We start from the raw sequence: 15,288 nt of genomic DNA, 5'->3' as shown, positions 1-15,288 counted from the left end.
TCAGTTCTCCTGCACCCGCCTGTGGGCCGCCCAGCGCAGCGCCCGCCACAGCAGCACAGCCACCAACAGGGCGCTCAGAGCCGCCAGCACCGCCAGCAGGACCGGGTGGGCCGACAGCAGATACCACAGCTTGAGCCACCAGGGCAGATAGCCCACATAGTACTGGCTGCCCACCAGTTGAGCGTCCACGCCGCTTTCCCGGATAAGGGCGACCGCCCCCTGGATCTCGCCCAGCTTGCCGTTGTCGCTCAGGGTCTGGCGCAGCAGGCGGAAATCCTGCTCGTCCCGGGCCAGCAAGGCCACCAGGCTGCGCTGGCTGACGAAGGGGGACTCCACGCCGACAATGGCGGCCAGGGGCCCCTGCGCCTTCACCTCCACTCTGGCTTCGGCAGGAAAGGCCGCCTGCTCCAGGCGCGCCGGTGCCCGCATTTGGGCCGACTGCCGGGCGGGGGCCTGCAACAGCCAGTCACCGGGCTCGCGCAGCAGGGCGTTGAGCTCGGTTGTCTGCTCCAGACCTTCCGGCATGTCTCCGAACACCAGCAGATCCGCGTCCCGCTCCCTGGCCTCACGCCAGTCGTGACTCAGGCTCAGGTTTATGGCCGGATAGCCGGTCTGGGCGGCGATGCCTGCCAGGGTTTCCAGCATCAGGCCTATCTGCATGGCGCTCGGGGTGGCTGGCATCAGCACCAAGGTTTCGGACAGATCCGCCATCCGGCTGAAGGGAAATCCGCTGCGGGTAAAGGCAGCCAGATCCGGCATGGCGATAAAGTGGTAGTAACCGGAAAAATCGATGGTCGACTCTTCATCTATCAGGGCCCGGTTGTCCACCGCCAAAGTGGTCTGGCAACGATCCGGCTGGGCGCTGCCGAAGGTGGTGGCAAAACTGAAGTCGTACCTTATGGTGTTGCGCGCGCCAATCTTGAGGGAAGGCACCATCAACTTGTCCCTGGCGTTGGCGGTCTCGTGCGGGCTCACCGCAAGACGCAGGGTTTCCTGCCTGTTTTGCGGCCCCGAGATCAGGGGCAGGCCGGCAATGAATTCATCATTGATGCTGATGTTGAGCCGGGACTCGTCGTTGGCCGTCGGGGCCGTGTAGCGATAACGGGTGTGCAGGGGGATCCCCTGGTTGCGCCACACAAAGAGATCCGGCGGCAAGCGCACCTCCAGCTCTATGGGCCTGGGCATCAGGCCACGGGTCTGCAGTTGGCCCGGATAATCGATGAGCTCGGCAAAGCGCACCGGCCTGTCCGTCGGCGTCCAATTAGGGGCGTCGTAGGGCTTGCGCGACGCCAGGGACTGCACGTCACGGATTTCCGCCCGCTCTCCGCGCAGCAGCTTGCCGCCCAGGGCCAGGGCCCGTACCGCCAGGGCCAACTCATCCTCGTCCCGCCCCTGCACCAGCAACACTTTGCTGTAGGAGGCAGCCGGGTGATCGATCAGACGAACCTCCGGCCCCGCTACCGGCGGAAAACGCTCCATATCGTCCATAAAAGCCGGCCGCCGCTCATTGGTGGCCAGCACCAGGCTATGGCCCGGCTTTGCATCCGCCATGGAGGACGGTAGTCGGTCGAACAGCACCGGGAACTCGGCGCCGCGCCAGCCGGCCAGGCTGCCGAAGTAGGAAGCCAGCACGGCGGCGGCCTGCAAGGTTTGTTCATCCGGAGTCGAGGCCAGCACCATATGCAACCGCAGCGGATTCCGGTCCCGCTTATCGAAAAACGGCTGGGGAAAGAAGGCCAAATCATTGCGCAGGGTCAACGCCTGCTCCCGCAACTCTATGGTGCTGTCCCGGCCCAGGCTCAGCCACAGGGAGCTGTGCCCCGGATCTTCGCACACGTCGGTATAGTGTCCCACAAACTCGATGCGCACCTGGTTGAAGTCGGAGACAAGCTTGGGTGCCAGGGCGACCTGTTGCCGGGTACGCCGCCCCAGTTGCTCCGCTTCGATCACCACGGTGTCCATCAGCACGTCGTTGAGATAGATGCGCATGTGGGACAGACCCGGCAGCAGGGCCGGCGAAGGGGTGTAATCCAGCCGCAGGCTGGCTTCCTGGGCGATTCTGTCCCGCGGAAGCGTGAATTCCACCTGCTGGCTGTTATGCACCCCCAGCAGCAGCAGATCCTTGTTTTCACCCAGTTGGGCGAAACTGCGGGATTGCGGCCAGCTCGGCGGCGCCTCGGGGGCCGCCGGTTCATCGGTGGCATGCAGGGCGCCCGTCATCAACAGGGCAAGGCTTGCGATCAGAGAAGTTCGGATTCGGTTCATAAGGTCGTTAACCTTTGTTCATGGGAAGTAAATTGCCAGGCCTTTGGCCAGCGCGGCAGATAGGAGCCCAACCAGGCCAACAGCCGCAGCAAGGGATAAAACAGGTCACGCAGCCACAGGGGCAGAAAGCGATAGAGACAGGCATATCCCTTGCCCCCGACCCGCAGCACGTCCAGCAGGCTGTGCAGGGGACGTTCTTCCGCCTCCGGCTCTTCCCGCCAGTCCAACCAGGCATCTGCACGAGCGAAGGTACACTGCACAAAATCGATCTTCTGCCGATGGCTCAGCTCGCCGAAACGGATACCAACCACACCGTTTCGTTCCCGGCTGACCACGCCGGGAAACAGAAAATCCTGCCCTCCCCGGCTCAGCGACAGGGAAACCCGGGATCCCGGCACCAGGGGCAGGCTGGCGGGCAACTGGAGGGCAACCCCGCCTTCGGAATAGTCCAGCAGGGTGCCCCTGTAACCGTGGCCGTCGGCCAGCCTGAGGCCGGCGGGCAGCCTGAACTTCACCCTGTGGCTCTGCCGGACCTGGCGCGCCTCGGCGGCTATGGCCACGGCGGCACCGATGATCAACAGGTTGTAGATCACCCACAGGCTGGTGATGACCACTGTGCCCTGCTCGGTTTCGGGACCGGTGAAATAGCGCCAGACCGCAAACCCCAGCCCCAGAAAATTGAGCAGGGCCAGCACCAGGTAGGGACGGGCGATCCGCCAGTCGAACTGCTCCTGCTCCATCAACCCGCCCTTGGCGGTAACGTTGAAACTGCCCTTGGCGGGGTTGAGCAGGGCCACGGTGGTGGGCCGGGCGATATACCAGGCCAGCACGGTTTCGTACACCTCGCCCCAGAAGGTCTTGCGGTATTTCCCCTGCATGCGCGCCGCCGTCAGGCTGGAGTGCATCATGTGCGGCAGCACATAGAGCACCAATAGCGCCGCCGGCGCGTAGATGATGTAGGCATGCAGCAACAGGAACGCCAAGGGCGCCAGCAGGAACACCAGCCGGGGCAGGCCGGCCAGAAAGTGCAGCATGGCGTTGGCATAGCAGAGCCGCTGAAAGAGGCTCAGTCCCGGCCCCCGTAGGGGGTTGTCGATGCGGAAGATCTGCGCCATGCCCCGGGCCCAGCGGATGCGCTGCCCCACATGGGCCGACAGGCTCTCGGTAGCCAGCCCCGCCGCCTGGGGAATACGCATGTAGGCCGAGTTCCAGCCCTTGCGATGCAGCCGCAGGGCGGTGTGGGCATCCTCGGTCACGGTTTCCACCGCCACGCCGCCAATCTCTTCCAGGGCGCTGCGCCGCAGCAGGGCGCAGGAGCCGCAGAAGAAGGCGGCGTTCCACATGTCGTTGCCGTCCTGCACCAGGCCGTAGAACAGCTCTCCTTCGTTGGGAGCACGACGGAACAGCCCCAGGTTGCGCTCGACCGGGTCCGGGGACAGAAAATGGTGAGGCGTCTGCACCAGCGCCAGGCGAGGATCCCGCAGGAATCCGCCCACCGTCAGTTGCAGGAAAGTGCGTGCCGGCACGTGATCACAGTCGAAAATGGCCACCAGTTCGCCGCTGGTTTGGCCAAGCGCGTGATTGAGGTTGCCCGCCTTGGCATGGCGGTTGTCCGGCCTGATGATATAGCCCACCCCGACTTCCTCGGCGAAACGACGGAATTCCTCGCGCCGGCCATCGTCGAGCAGATGAACCTTCAGCTTGTCGGCGGGCCAGTCCATTCCCAGGGCGGCATAAACCGTGGTGCGCACCACGGCGAGCGGCTCGTTGTAGGTCGGTATCATCAGATCCACAGTGGGCCAGAGCCGGGTATCCTCCGGCAGGGGGGCCGGCTTGCGCCCGAGCGGCCAGCAGGTCTGCACATAGCCCAGTATCAGGATAAGCCAGGAATAGGTTTCCGCCACCAGCAGTGTCAGTCCCAGTACCAGATCCAGATGATCGTTCCAGTTCAGGGTGGAGGTATAGCGCCACCACAGATAACGACAGGAGATCAGGACCGACAGCACCATCATCAGCAGGGTCGGAAAACGCCCGGGCAGTTTCCGCACCACCATCGCCATGCCCCACAGCAGCAGCACGAAAACCAGTTGGGCCGTGTAGCCGAATGGCTGGGTGATGCTGAGTGCCACCAGCAACAGGGCCAGCCCGCCAGCCAGCAGGTAGATGCCGGTGCGTCCACGCGAACTCAACGTCCGCCACCAGGCCCGGCCCTGCTGCACCGGCGCGCTCCTGGCTGAATGACGAGGCAGGCTCAGCAGCGGCCGGCGCAGCAGGGCCATAAGCCGGCCACCCCAGCGACCGACGCGGCGCCCTCCCGCCAGCAGCAGGGCCGTCAGGCTGACCGAACGCTTCGGCCAGGGTCTTACCAGCAGCAGCCAGCCGCCCTGGATCAGGTAACGCAGGGGATCGCCAAGACGCGGCCTCCTCTCCGCCATCTGGGGAAACCAGAGATCCCGCTGCGCCCACAAGCGGCGCCAACCCGGCTGCTCCAGACGCAGCAGCAACCTGGCCAGCAGATGGCAGCTTGCCAGCAGCAGGGCGGTGAGACGCACGGCCCCCCTGTGCCGCAGGCGATGATAGGGAAAAATGCCGGCTAGCATGTCGCCTCCCTGCGCCCCAGGCACCATACCGCCAGGCTGCGCAGGACATCCGCCGCCGCGCTGTCGGGTGCATAGGCACCCACCGGCCTCTTGTGGGCCAGGGCTTCCGCCACGGCCTCGTCCTGACAGACGGACAGGGGTAGCATTCGTCCTTGGTACTGGCGCCGCCACAGCAGGAGCAGATCCTGCTGCAGCCGACTGCCGGCATCATGGCCATTGACCAGCAGCTTCACATCCCCATCCTGATGTTGCAGCAGGGCATGGCAGGCCGCGTCGGCGCACAGCACCTGGATATCCAACTGCGGGCGGAAACAGCCGGCGTGGCCGGGCAGCCGCAGGGGCGCATCTATCAGTATCCAGTCAAAGTCCTCGCTCAGGCCGGCCAACCGTCGCCGCCACTCGTCCGGGTGCCGGCGCAGCCAGTGCTCCAGCCTTTCCCATTCGTCCTGCTCCAGGCGGCCGTAAGGCAACAGGCACAGGCCCGGCAACAGCTCCCAGGCCTGACTGCACCAGTCCGTCTCCATCCTCCAGGCCTGCGCCCAGCCCGATTGCTCATTGAAGGGCAGTCCGAGATGTAGGCGAAGCTGGTTTTCCGGGCAGAAATCCACCATCAGTACCCGCTGATCCAGGCGGTTGAGCTCGTAGGCCAGGCCAACCAACAGGGAACTGGTTCCCACCCCGCCCCGGATGCCTTTAAATCTCATCAAGGTCATGTGGCTACCTTTTCCTGCTGCCGGAACACGGACCGCACAGGCTCCAGGCCTTCCAACTCGGCCAGCAGGGGCCAGTGGTGCAAGGCGCTCAACAGTCGCTGCCCGGTGGCCACGTCCTGATGGGTCCACTCACCCAACTCCCGGCGCAGCAACAGGGTGTCGTCGGTGTCTCTTTGCCGACCGTTCATTTGAAACGGGCCGGATAGGGTAGCCATGTGCCTTTCTCCTCGAGTCGGATATAGGGAATACCTTCATGTTCGAGCACCACAGTACCCGCATTCTCGGCCACCCAAGGCGTGACCGGCAGGTCCTCAACCAGGCGGCTCAGCTCGGGCGGCCCCTCCTCCTCCGCCTGCTGGCGGTAGAGGCGGGCCACGAATTCCGACAGGGCCAGATAACTGCTGGGCTCATCTACGGTGAGCTGAACGCCGGACTCGGTGCCCATGCCGAACAGCTTGATGCCCACCGGCACATGGGTGATGGCCGGGCTGGGCAGTTCCCTCATGCCGGAAATCTGCATCCTGTCCCCGTGCAGGTTGGCTCCGTGCTCGGGCACCAGCAGCACGACAACACGCCGGCCGCTTTGCTCCAGTTGCCGGAAGAAACCGTCGAGATCGTCGAACAGCCGCCGCGCCAGCTCCCGGTAATCGGCGCCGCGGGTATTGCCATCGGGCAGGACAATACGGTTGCCGTCGTGCAGGGTGGTGGAGTTGTAGTAAAGAACCGCACCCTGGTGATCGGCACGCTGCCGTTGCTGCCACCATAGATCCAGCACTTCCCGGTCACGCCAGATGGGCGAGCGATCAAATCCGATAATGTTGCGGGTCAATCCCTTGTCGCTGATCACCGGCTCAGCAAGCCCGCCCTGCCGCTGCACATCTCCCAGAAAGTCATCGAACTGGCCGTTGTGGTTCATCGCCAGCTCGGTGCTGAAGCCGAGCTCACGCAGACTGTCCATCAGCAGGCACTGATTGGGCGCATTCTGGTACAGGCCCTGGTGACTGCCCTGGCCGCAACCGGCCCGCAACAGGCGTACCGCCGCCGGGCCGCTGTAGGAGGTGGCGGAGTTGAAACGTTCGAACACCACGTCCATCTGGCGGAACAGAGCGTTGTCACTGAGCCCCACCGCCTCCAGATCCTCCCAGGCCATGGAGCAGATATTGAGGATCAGCAGATCGAAAGGCGTGGCTTCCGCGGCCGGGGGCGGAAACCTGGTCACCCGCCGGCTCTCCTCGTCGTAAAACGCCCGCAGATAATCGTCCAGCGAGACCCGACCGGATTCTCCCTGCGCCACCTCGGCTCCGACCAGGCGAACCTCCGCCTGGGCCGGCGGCTGGGCCAGGTTCATCAGCGGCGGCGCCGCAAGCCAGCCCAGGCCGGCCAGGGTAAAGGTGGTAAAACGCAACCAGGCCTGCAGATAGACGTAGAACACCGCCAGTGCCAGCAGCAGTGCGCACAGGGGCCAGTTGATAAAGCGCCCGGCCAGCTCCAGCAGGTAACTGCCGCTGAAGTCCAGCACTCCGGGCTGATTGAGCAGGCGGCTGAATGGCGGCAGCCAACTGTCCTGATACAGAAGGGCCATGGCCAGGGGAATCGCCACCACGGTACGCAGCCGTCCGAGCCATACCCCCGGCAGCGGCAGCAACAGGAAGGCCACCAGGGCGAGGTTGGGCAAGGGCTGCAGGTTGAGGTAACCCAGCCAGAACAATGCCAGCTTGCACAGAAAATACAGGTTCCAGTAGCCCAGACCCGACCAGAAGACGCGGCTCTCGCCGTGCCGGGCTGTCCGCTCAGCGTGCATGGTCGTCCCCCTTTCCCGGCCTGACCAGTCTAATCCCCCTGGCCTTGAGGTAGCGAGGCGGCAGCAGGGCGCGATACCAGTCGGCAATGCTCCGTCCCAGTCTTATCAGCGCCCCTCCCAGGAAGAGGCCGAACAGGCCACTGATAGCGGCCACTTGCAGGATATCCGCATACATCATGAGTTAATCTCTCCGCGTGTCAGGGCGATGGGGCGAGGGAGGAAAAAGCCGTGCCGCCCGGACTCAGGCTCGGAGCCTGTCGCCACCTCGGTCACCGGCGATGCTACCGCCTGCTCGAACAGCTTGCGGGGCAACGCTTCGGGGCCCGGCAGCACACGCCGCTCACTGAACAGATCGGTCCAGGGCAGGCGACAGATATTGCTCAGGGCGGCCTCAAGCCCGTCGTCGCGGCAGGCAAACAGGAAGAGGTAGCAATACCCGTCCAGCAGGCAGGCCAGATCACCTTCCCGCCTCAGCTTCAGTTGCCCCAGGCATTGCTCCGCCGCCAGCCCCCCGCGAATGGGCAGTTCGAGCAGTTGATGCCGGATCTCTGCAGCAGCGCTTCGCTGCACCTCCTCCACCAGGTGAAGAAAGTCATGCGGGCTTTGCAGGCCCCGGGCCCGGGGAGGATACAGCTTACGCAGCAGGGCGTCGGGCTCCTCCACCAGAGGACGGTGCCAGCTTTGCCCCTGCAGGCAGTTGAGCAGCAACAGGAAATGTGTGTGGGGCGTTTGCGCCGGAATGATGAGGTTGGCACCACAATGCAGCAGCAACTGCTGATCCGCATGCCTCAGGCAGGATGTCAGCTCCCGCACGGCCACAACGAGCCGGCTGCCACGAGAGGTACGCAGGCGATGCAGATGACGGGCCAGCTCGACCACCTCGCCATTGTGCTCCACCGCCACGACGACGGAGGCCTCCCTGGCGGCCAAAGCCTGTTGCCAGAAGGACTCCGCCCGCTCCGATACCCGCCAGTTGTCGGCCGGCGCCGGCCTGTTCAACAGGGCGGCACGCTGGATCAGGCAACCCGAGCCGGTCGTGTCAATATCATGGTCCCGCCAGCGGCTCGGTGGTACACCGAACCGTCCCCTGGCCAACTCCAGTTCCTGGCGGTGCCCCGCCAGCAGGCCCAGTTCGTTGCGCCAGCCGTACACTTGGTAGACAAAGCCCCCCTCTTCAGGCTCCAGCCGTGCCAGGCCGCTCAGTCGCCCCGCCAGTTCAGGCGACATCTGCGGGCCTGGGCCATGGCACAGCACCAGCATCACCCGTTGCCGGTGGCTCAGCCAAGCCTCCAGCTCCAGCGCCCAGGGGACCAGTTCTTTCTCCAGTCCCTGTAACTGGACCGCCGGCAGCATCAGGAGCAGCACGCCCTTCGCCTGGCTGGCCCGCTCCAGTTCATGGCGCAACCGTTTGAGGCCGGCGCCCCGCCGTCCGGGAGACAACTGGAACAAGGCCAGCCGCACCGGTCCTACACCGGACTCCAGGGAGGACATCAGTGGCTCCTCTTCCTCGCCGGCACAGATCAGGGTGGCGTTCTGCCCGGCGGGCATGGCGCTCAAAAATTGCCGCCCCAGTACCAGGGCGCAGTCCTGGCTCGCCATCGACAACCAGTGCAAACCGGCAGCATTGAGCAGAGCCAGCCGCCGGGGGAGCAGATCCATGGCAAGAGTGATTTGGTTCAAGTCTGTTTATCCCGCTGTCAATAACTGCCAACCGGTTACAGATCGGCTTCTGGCCCGGGATTCTATCCACTGGCAGGGGACTCATCTTTGCACCACTGGAAAATTGCTTTGAAAAAAACAAAAAATTCGCAAATAAGAGCAAATAAGAAATTAAAGGGAAAATTCTCGAGTATACTGCCCGCCGTTTGCCTGTTCTGCGGTCACTTGGCAAGGATCCCCCCGCTTTTATCTTGACAACTCGAGAGGCTGTTCCCCGACATGGACACCATGGCTCACGCACATATACTGCTGATTGACGACCATCCCGAGGATCTCATCCCCCTTGTTACCCTGCTGCGTTCGGCCGGCATGCGTGTCTCCCTGTCCGATTCATCCCGCCAGGGTTATCAGCGGGCGCTGGCGCTGACCCCGGATCTCATCGTGCTGGACCTGCACATGCCGGGCATGGACGGCTTCTCCGTTTGCCGGCTGCTGCGGGAGGCTCCGGCGTTGCAGGCGACCCCGATCATCTTTCTGTCCGCCTCCAACACTCTGGAGGAACGCCTAACAGGCCTGCAGCTGGGCGGGGTCGATTTCGTGACCAAACCCTATGCCCCCGAAGAGATGCTGGCCCGGATCCGTGTCCACCTGCGGCTTAGGCGGCAACATGGCAAAGGCACTTCCGGATTGCGGGAAGAGACCAGGACGGACAAGGATGAGCTCCTGCTGCGGGCCGCCACCCGCCTTATTCTGGAGGATCTCGCGGCTCCCCCTGCCCTGGCCGAACTGGCCCGGGCCATGGGTACTCACGAGAAGCGGCTGCTCAAAATCTTTCGGGACCGGCTGAACATGACGGTGTTCGCCTTCGTGCGGGAGGCGCGCCTGCAAAAGGCCAAGGAACTGCTCGCCAGCCATCAGCTGTCTGTCGAGGATGTCGCCGCCCTGATCGGCTTCAGCAGCGCTGCCAACTTCGCCACCGCCTTCAAGAGCCGGGAAGGTATAACACCCCGGGAGTACCGAAACCTGTACCGCCAGACCGACGGCTGCTGATCCCGGAGTTCACCTTGCATCCATTATGCCGCCTGTTGTTGTGCTGCTGCTGCCTCGGCTTGCTGTTCCCGACTCGGGTCCTGGCCAGCGCATGTCCCCCCGCCTCCCTGCAGCTACAAGGCTGGCTGGCGGACGAAACCGGCCGGCTCACCCCGGAGCAGGTGCTGGACCGCCCCGAAACAGACTGGCAACCCCGGCTGGATACCCTGCCGGCATTTTCCAGGGCGGCCGTCTGGCTGCGTCTGCGACTGGATCACCCGTCGGCCGACGCCTGCCGATACTGGCTGACGCTGGGCGCCCCCCAACTGGAAGACCAGCGCCTTTACCTGCAACGGGAAGCAGGCTGGCAATCGCTGGTGGCCGGCAGCCGTCATCCGCTGCCGGCCTGGCCGGTGGTCAGCCGGCAGCCGCGCTTCCCCCTGCGCCCGGAGGCATCCGGGCCCAAAGAGCTGCTGGTACGGATAGAAAGCCGCAGCCGGCTGTTCATCGCCCCCGAGATCAAAAGCGAGCATCGGTTGCTAGAAGACAGTCAGCATCGCCAACTGCTGGATGGCGTAGCCCTCGGCATGATCCTGATGGCCTTGCCCTTTGCCCTGATCATGTCCTGGATTTACCGCTCCTGGCTGCTGCTGTTCAATGCCCTCGGGCTGTTCGCCTGCTTCTTGCTGACCCTGGTGGCCAACGGTTATCTGTTTTATCTGCCAGCCTGGTTGCCCTGGTCCTTGGAAGGGGGTGTCTTGCTCTCCGCCCTGGCCTTCATCCTGCTGTTCGGCTACCTCCACCAGTTGTTCGAGCTCAGACGCCAGCCGGTCTGCGTCTCCCTGCTGCTGTGGTGTTATGCCCTCGGCGGCGGTTTGCTGCTGCTGTGGGGGCTGTTCGGCGATATCGTCACCGCCCGGCAATGGTTCATCCCCTACCGTCATCTGGCCTACCTGCTGATCCCGCTGCTGATGCTCCTGGCCATGCGTCACGGCGTCCGGCTCGGCCCGCTGGCTTGGGCCGCCGGTGGCTTAATGTCACTGCAGGGCATGACCGTCCTGCTCGCCGGCCGGCTCTACGATCCGGTGGTCTATGGCGAGGACAGGCTGGCCCTCGGCTTCAGCCTGCTGCTGGCCGCCCTGCTGGTCGGCAGCCTGGTGATGACGGGGCGGCGGCACCATCGCAACGAGACAGCCCTACGGCAACGTCTCGCCAAATTGCAGCTGGCGACCCGAGAACGCCTGGAGCGAACCGTGGACTTGCGGACGCACCAGTTGAAGGCTTCCCTGCAGGCCCGCAACAAGCTGCTGGCCCGTATCAGCCACGATTTGCGCTCGCCACTCAACCACATCATCAGCCATGCCCGGCAGCTGTACACGGTCAGCCATGCCGCAAAAGCCCGGCAGATAGTGCGCTACTCCCACCGCCAACTGGAATTGCTGGATGATCTTATGGCTTTCGCCCGGGGCGAGTTGCAGCGACAGGAACTCGGCCTGGAATCCGGCTACCTGTACTCCTTTCTGCAGGAAATAGAGGAAGAGGGCAGCCTGCTCGCCGAGCGCCGCCACAACCGCTTTGAGCTGCAGCTATCCGGCCAGCTTCCGGTACTGGTGATGGCGGATTTCCGGCAACTACGGCGGGTGCTAGTCAACCTGCTGGACAACGCCGCCAAGTTCACCCGCCACGGCGAGATCCGCATGCGCCTTACCGCCAGCCCCCTGGAAGGCGATCGTGTCCTGCTGCGTTTTTCCATCTCGGACACTGGCCCCGGCCTGCCTCCCGAGCTGAGACGGCGTCTGCTGGATCCCTTTCAGCGCGGAAACCACCAGGAAGAAGGATACGGCCTGGGGCTGGCCATAGTGGCGGAGTTGCTCGAGCAGATGGACAGCCGGCTGGAGATCACCCTGCCCCATGACGGGGGCAGCTGCTTCGGATTCGCCCTGGCGTTGCAACTGGCCCAGGAATTCGAGGTCGGCCAGGTGTTCATCGAGGACAGGGTGGGAGAACTGGACGGCAGCGGCTATCGGGTGATGCTGGTGGACGATATGGAACTGACCCGCAACTACCTGAGCGAGCTGCTGGGCGGGTACGGCTTCGATACCCTGCTAGCGGAAAACGGCGAGCAGGCCCTGGACCACATGGAACGGGAGCGGGTCGATCTGGTGATCACCGATCAGCTGATGCCCGGCATGAGCGGCTGGGCACTGCTGGACGCCCTGCGACGTCGTCAGCCGACACTGCCAGTGCTGCTCTACTCGGCGCTGCCGCCGCAACCGGGCAGTGAGCACGGCCACCTGCGCTTCGACCATAGCCTGCTCAAGCCCGCCGGCAGCGACGAGTTCCTGCAAAGCGTCCTCCGCCAGTGCAGGGCGGGAGAGGCCGCGGTTTCAGATCTTGAGCCTGTCCCGGCCCACGGCCCTGGCGGTGTATAGCCGCTGGCCACCAGACATCACCGCGCTGCCGGCCAGCCGCTGCGGGCGGCGGTTCTCGAACTCGGCGGGGGCGAACTGCCGGTTCAGGGACACATCATCCTCCCTCCGTACCGGGCGGGGGCCCCCCGAATTCCTCTTCGAGCAATGCCAGCGCCTCTTCCACCAAGGCTGCAACCTGGCCGGCAAGCTGCCTCGCCTGCGCCTCGTCCCCCCCATGCAGGGCCCGATTGACCGCGGCCGCATGGGCCACCAGCCGTTTCATGCCCACATGGCCGGCGGTTCCTGTCATGTCATGGGCCAGTCGGCGCAGCTCTTCCCATCGCCCGTCCTCCGCCATCCTCGGGACAGCCTCCCGCCAGCCGTGACAGTCCGTCACCAGCATGGACAGCAACCGGTCGAAACGCGCGCGGGGCAGCCTCTGCCGCAGTCGGGACAGGGGCTCGGGATCCAGCACAGGCGCAGTCCCCGCCACCGGCATGGCAAAGGGCTCGGGATTGTCTCCCACCAGGCAGCCGAGCAGCACCTGCCAAAGCTGCCGCTCGTCGATGGGCTTGGCCACATGGCCGTTCATGCCCGCCTTGCGGCACTCTAGGATATCCCTGGGGCTGGCGTTGGCAGAAACGGCGATCACCGGCAAGGCGCCGCAGCGCTCCTGGGCCCGGATGCGGCGGCAGGTTGCCAGGCCATCCAGGCCCGGCATCATCAGGTCGAGCAGGACGGCGTCGTAGTGGCCGTCCGCCCTGCCCTGCAGCAGTTCCAGCGCCGCCTCTCCGCTGGTCGCGGTTTCCACCCGCAGCCCCGCCTCCTGCAGCAGCTCCGTCGCCACCATCAGGTTGACGTCGGTGTCGTCTACCAGCAGCACCCGCAGGCCGCTCAGTTGCCCCGGGTTGAGGCTTTCCGCCCTGACGGACGGGGTAACCAGCCCCGTTGCCGGCTCCCCCCTGATCCTGAACCAGAAGGTGCTGCCCGAGCCGGGGACGCTGCTCACCCCCACTTCCCCGTCCATCAGTTCGGCCAGGCTGCGGGTGATGGCCAGCCCCAGGCCGGTGCCCCCGAAGCGACGGCTGATGGAGGCGTCCGCCTGCTCGAAGGGAGAAAACACCCGGTCGCAGTCTTCCGGCGCTATACCCATGCCCTGTTCGGCCACCTCGCCGTACAGCCAGACGCCGCCGGACGCGGGGCGTTCCAGCCGCAGTAACACCCGCACCTCGCCCCGCACGCTCTATTTTCTCGACCCGCTCGTGTTGCTGGGGCGCAAGGGGATGCTTCAGGGCCAGCCGGGCCAGGCCGAGGATGGCATTCATGGGAGTACGGATCTCGTGGCTCATGGTGGCCAGGAAGGCGGCCTTGGTCCTGGCCGACTGCTCCGCCAGCTCGAGGCGCTCGGCCTTCTGCATGGTGTCCCTGAACACCTTCAGCGCCTGGGCCATCTGACCAACCTCGTCGCGCCGGTCGGCATAGTGGATCCGCTCCGGGTAGTCCACCAGTGGAACACCTCAATCCCCAAAGACTCGGCCCCGCCCGGAAAGTGGGCAAGCCAGAGCGAGACGGCACAATAAACGCCGAGCCTCCCTTTGCACCTCGTTATTTTTTCCCTGTTCAATGGCCCGTTCCCCATGCCGTTTCAGCCCGCGAACCGCGCCAGCTGCATTTCCCGCAGCCGGCTCAGGGTGCGGCGGAAGGGAAAGGCCAGGGCGCCGCCCTGGTAGAGTTGGTCCAGCGGCACCTCGGCCTCCAGCCAGAGCGGTATGCCCCGGTCGTAGCACTCGTCCACCAGGGCGATAAAGCGGCGCGCGCCGTCGTCCTGGCGGGACAGGACCGGCAGTCTGCGTTCGCCGGCGGCGACCTGCACCGCCCCGTCTTCGGTGCCGCGGGCGATGGCGGCTTGCCACCGGCCGCCGCTCAGGCGGGGCACCCCGCCCAGCAGGATATGGCGATAGCGGTCACACAGCTCGATAAAGTCCGGCGCCGCCAGCGGTTGTTCGCACAGGTCGGCATAGCGGCACCAGAGCACGGCCTCGCTCCGCCCCTGCACCCTTATCTGCCGGTGGCCCAGCGGCAAGGGGTCGCGGTCGCTGCCCGCCGGCGCCAGCTCGGCGAACAGGGTCGCCAGGGCGTGAGGGTCATTCACCCAGTAACGTTGCCGGGGCTGGCCCGGGTGCAGCCGGTGATCCTCGCCGCCGTCCACCGCCACCACCCGCATCCGCTCGGCCATGGCCGCCACCGCCGGCAGAAAGCGATCCCGGTTGAAGCCGTCCGCGTAGAGCCCTTCGGGCGGCTGGTTGGAGGTAGCCACCAGCACCAGGCCCTCGGCGAACAGCCGTTGCAGCAGGCGGCCGAGCAGCATGGCGTCGCCGATGTCGCTCACGAACAGCTCGTCCAGGCACAGCACCCTCACCTCGGCGGCCAGCTCCGCCGCCAGTTGCGCCAGCGGATCCTCGGTGCCGGTCAGCTGGAACAGCCGCCGGTGCACCCAGCGCATAAAGTGATGGAAGTGCTGACGCCGGGCCGGTACCGAGAGGCCTTGATGGAACAGGTCCATCAGCCAGGTCTTGCCCCGCCCCACCGGCCCCCACAGGTAGACGCCGCCGATATCCCGCTCGCCGGCCTGCAGCCGGCGATGGCACTGCTCCAGCCATTCGGCGGCCCGGCGCTGGGCCGCGTCGTCCCGAAAGCCCGCATCCAGGGCGGCGAGGTAGGCGGCGAAGGGGGATAGGAGCGACATGACTTTCCTGAGTGACGGAATGGTCCCATATTAGGCCACGACCACGTCGGCAGGAACAAGTGCC

13 protein-coding genes are annotated in these 15,288 nt (G+C 65.2%); 3 read left to right on the top strand and 10 right to left on the bottom strand.

The window, feature by feature from the left end; translation table 11 throughout:
- From bcsB to ACEVBK_RS04455, 7 genes are read right to left on the bottom strand one after another with little or no spacing between them, the layout of a single operon-like run.
- Positions 1–2,265: a cellulose biosynthesis cyclic di-GMP-binding regulatory protein BcsB gene (gene bcsB, locus ACEVBK_RS04485; RefSeq protein WP_375057394.1), complete on the bottom strand. Its 2,265-nt coding sequence runs from the start codon at positions 2,263–2,265 to the stop codon at positions 1–3.
- Positions 2,262–4,865, bottom strand: coding sequence for a UDP-forming cellulose synthase catalytic subunit (gene bcsA, locus ACEVBK_RS04480; protein ID WP_375057393.1), 2,604 nt, complete (start codon positions 4,863–4,865; stop codon positions 2,262–2,264). The genes bcsB and bcsA overlap by 4 nt, the downstream gene beginning before the upstream one ends.
- On the bottom strand, positions 4,859–5,578 hold the full coding sequence (gene bcsQ / locus ACEVBK_RS04475; RefSeq protein WP_375057392.1) for a cellulose biosynthesis protein BcsQ: 720 nt from the start codon (positions 5,576–5,578) through the stop codon (positions 4,859–4,861). Before bcsQ ends, bcsA begins: the two co-directional genes overlap by 7 nt.
- The gene (locus tag ACEVBK_RS04470) at positions 5,575–5,793 is read right to left on the bottom strand and encodes a hypothetical protein (RefSeq protein ID WP_375057391.1); all 219 of its coding nucleotides are present in this window, start codon (positions 5,791–5,793) and stop codon (positions 5,575–5,577) included. Before ACEVBK_RS04470 ends, bcsQ begins: the two co-directional genes overlap by 4 nt.
- The gene (gene bcsG, locus ACEVBK_RS04465) at positions 5,763–7,379 is read right to left on the bottom strand and encodes a cellulose biosynthesis protein BcsG (protein ID WP_375057390.1); all 1,617 of its coding nucleotides are present in this window, start codon (positions 7,377–7,379) and stop codon (positions 5,763–5,765) included. The genes ACEVBK_RS04470 and bcsG overlap by 31 nt, the downstream gene beginning before the upstream one ends.
- Positions 7,369–7,557: a cellulose biosynthesis protein BcsF gene (bcsF, locus tag ACEVBK_RS04460; protein ID WP_375057389.1), complete on the bottom strand. Its 189-nt coding sequence runs from the start codon at positions 7,555–7,557 to the stop codon at positions 7,369–7,371. The genes bcsG and bcsF overlap by 11 nt, the downstream gene beginning before the upstream one ends.
- A complete protein-coding gene (locus ACEVBK_RS04455) occupies positions 7,554–9,059 on the bottom strand; it encodes a BcsE family c-di-GMP-binding protein (RefSeq protein WP_375057388.1) in 1,506 nt (501 codons plus the stop codon). Before ACEVBK_RS04455 ends, bcsF begins: the two co-directional genes overlap by 4 nt.
- 267 nt (positions 9,060–9,326) lie before the next feature.
- Here ACEVBK_RS04455 and ACEVBK_RS04450 point away from each other — a divergent pair, with 267 nt between their 5' ends.
- Both ACEVBK_RS04450 and ACEVBK_RS04445 read left to right on the top strand, forming a co-directional pair.
- On the top strand, positions 9,327–10,088 hold the full coding sequence (locus ACEVBK_RS04450) for a response regulator (protein ID WP_375057387.1): 762 nt from the start codon (positions 9,327–9,329) through the stop codon (positions 10,086–10,088).
- Positions 10,089–10,102: 14 nt separating this feature from the next.
- The gene (locus tag ACEVBK_RS04445; protein WP_375057386.1) at positions 10,103–12,499 is read left to right on the top strand and encodes an ATP-binding protein; all 2,397 of its coding nucleotides are present in this window, start codon (positions 10,103–10,105) and stop codon (positions 12,497–12,499) included.
- Here the strand turns inward: ACEVBK_RS04445 and ACEVBK_RS04440 are convergent.
- Complete coding sequence (locus ACEVBK_RS04440) at positions 12,455–12,592, bottom strand: hypothetical protein (RefSeq protein WP_375057385.1); 138 nt, start codon at positions 12,590–12,592, stop codon at positions 12,455–12,457. The two genes, ACEVBK_RS04445 and ACEVBK_RS04440, sit on opposite strands and share 45 nt — an antisense overlap.
- A gap of 1 nt (position 12,593) precedes the next feature.
- A complete protein-coding gene (locus tag ACEVBK_RS04435) occupies positions 12,594–13,706 on the bottom strand; it encodes a response regulator (RefSeq protein WP_375057384.1) in 1,113 nt (370 codons plus the stop codon).
- 95 nt (positions 13,707–13,801) lie between these two features.
- On the opposite strand from ACEVBK_RS04435, the gene ACEVBK_RS04430 reads away from it, so the two are divergent.
- Positions 13,802–13,933 carry a hypothetical protein gene (locus ACEVBK_RS04430; protein WP_375057383.1) on the top strand — a complete coding sequence of 44 codons (132 nt, stop codon included), beginning with the start codon at positions 13,802–13,804 and terminating at the stop codon, positions 13,931–13,933.
- A 190-nt stretch (positions 13,934–14,123) separates the two neighbouring features.
- Here ACEVBK_RS04430 and zapE read toward each other — a convergent pair whose 3' ends face one another.
- Complete coding sequence (zapE, locus tag ACEVBK_RS04425; protein ID WP_375057382.1) at positions 14,124–15,224, bottom strand: cell division protein ZapE; 1,101 nt, start codon at positions 15,222–15,224, stop codon at positions 14,124–14,126.
- Between the last annotated feature and the right edge of the window lie 64 nt (positions 15,225–15,288).

The organism is Zobellella sp. DQSA1, from assembly GCF_041950555.1.
Classification (GTDB): domain Bacteria; phylum Pseudomonadota; class Gammaproteobacteria; order Enterobacterales; family Aeromonadaceae; genus Oceanimonas.
The sequence above is the reverse complement of the archived record's forward strand: the minus strand, read 5'-3'. Positions and strand labels throughout refer to the sequence as shown.

Coding starts and splice junctions, on each gene's coding strand:
- bcsG (WP_375057390.1), bottom strand. CDS start 7,379: ATGCACGCTGAGCGGACAGCCCGGCACGGCGAGAGCCGCGTCTTCTGG.
- ACEVBK_RS04430 (WP_375057383.1), top strand. CDS start 13,802: ATGGGAGTACGGATCTCGTGGCTCATGGTGGCCAGGAAGGCGGCCTTG.
- bcsA (WP_375057393.1), bottom strand. CDS start 4,865: ATGCTAGCCGGCATTTTTCCCTATCATCGCCTGCGGCACAGGGGGGCC.
- bcsB (WP_375057394.1), bottom strand. CDS start 2,265: ATGAACCGAATCCGAACTTCTCTGATCGCAAGCCTTGCCCTGTTGATG.
- zapE (WP_375057382.1), bottom strand. CDS start 15,224: ATGTCGCTCCTATCCCCCTTCGCCGCCTACCTCGCCGCCCTGGATGCG.
- bcsF (WP_375057389.1), bottom strand. CDS start 7,557: ATGATGTATGCGGATATCCTGCAAGTGGCCGCTATCAGTGGCCTGTTC.
- ACEVBK_RS04470 (WP_375057391.1), bottom strand. CDS start 5,793: ATGGCTACCCTATCCGGCCCGTTTCAAATGAACGGTCGGCAAAGAGAC.
- ACEVBK_RS04450 (WP_375057387.1), top strand. CDS start 9,327: ATGGCTCACGCACATATACTGCTGATTGACGACCATCCCGAGGATCTC.
- bcsQ (WP_375057392.1), bottom strand. CDS start 5,578: ATGACCTTGATGAGATTTAAAGGCATCCGGGGCGGGGTGGGAACCAGT.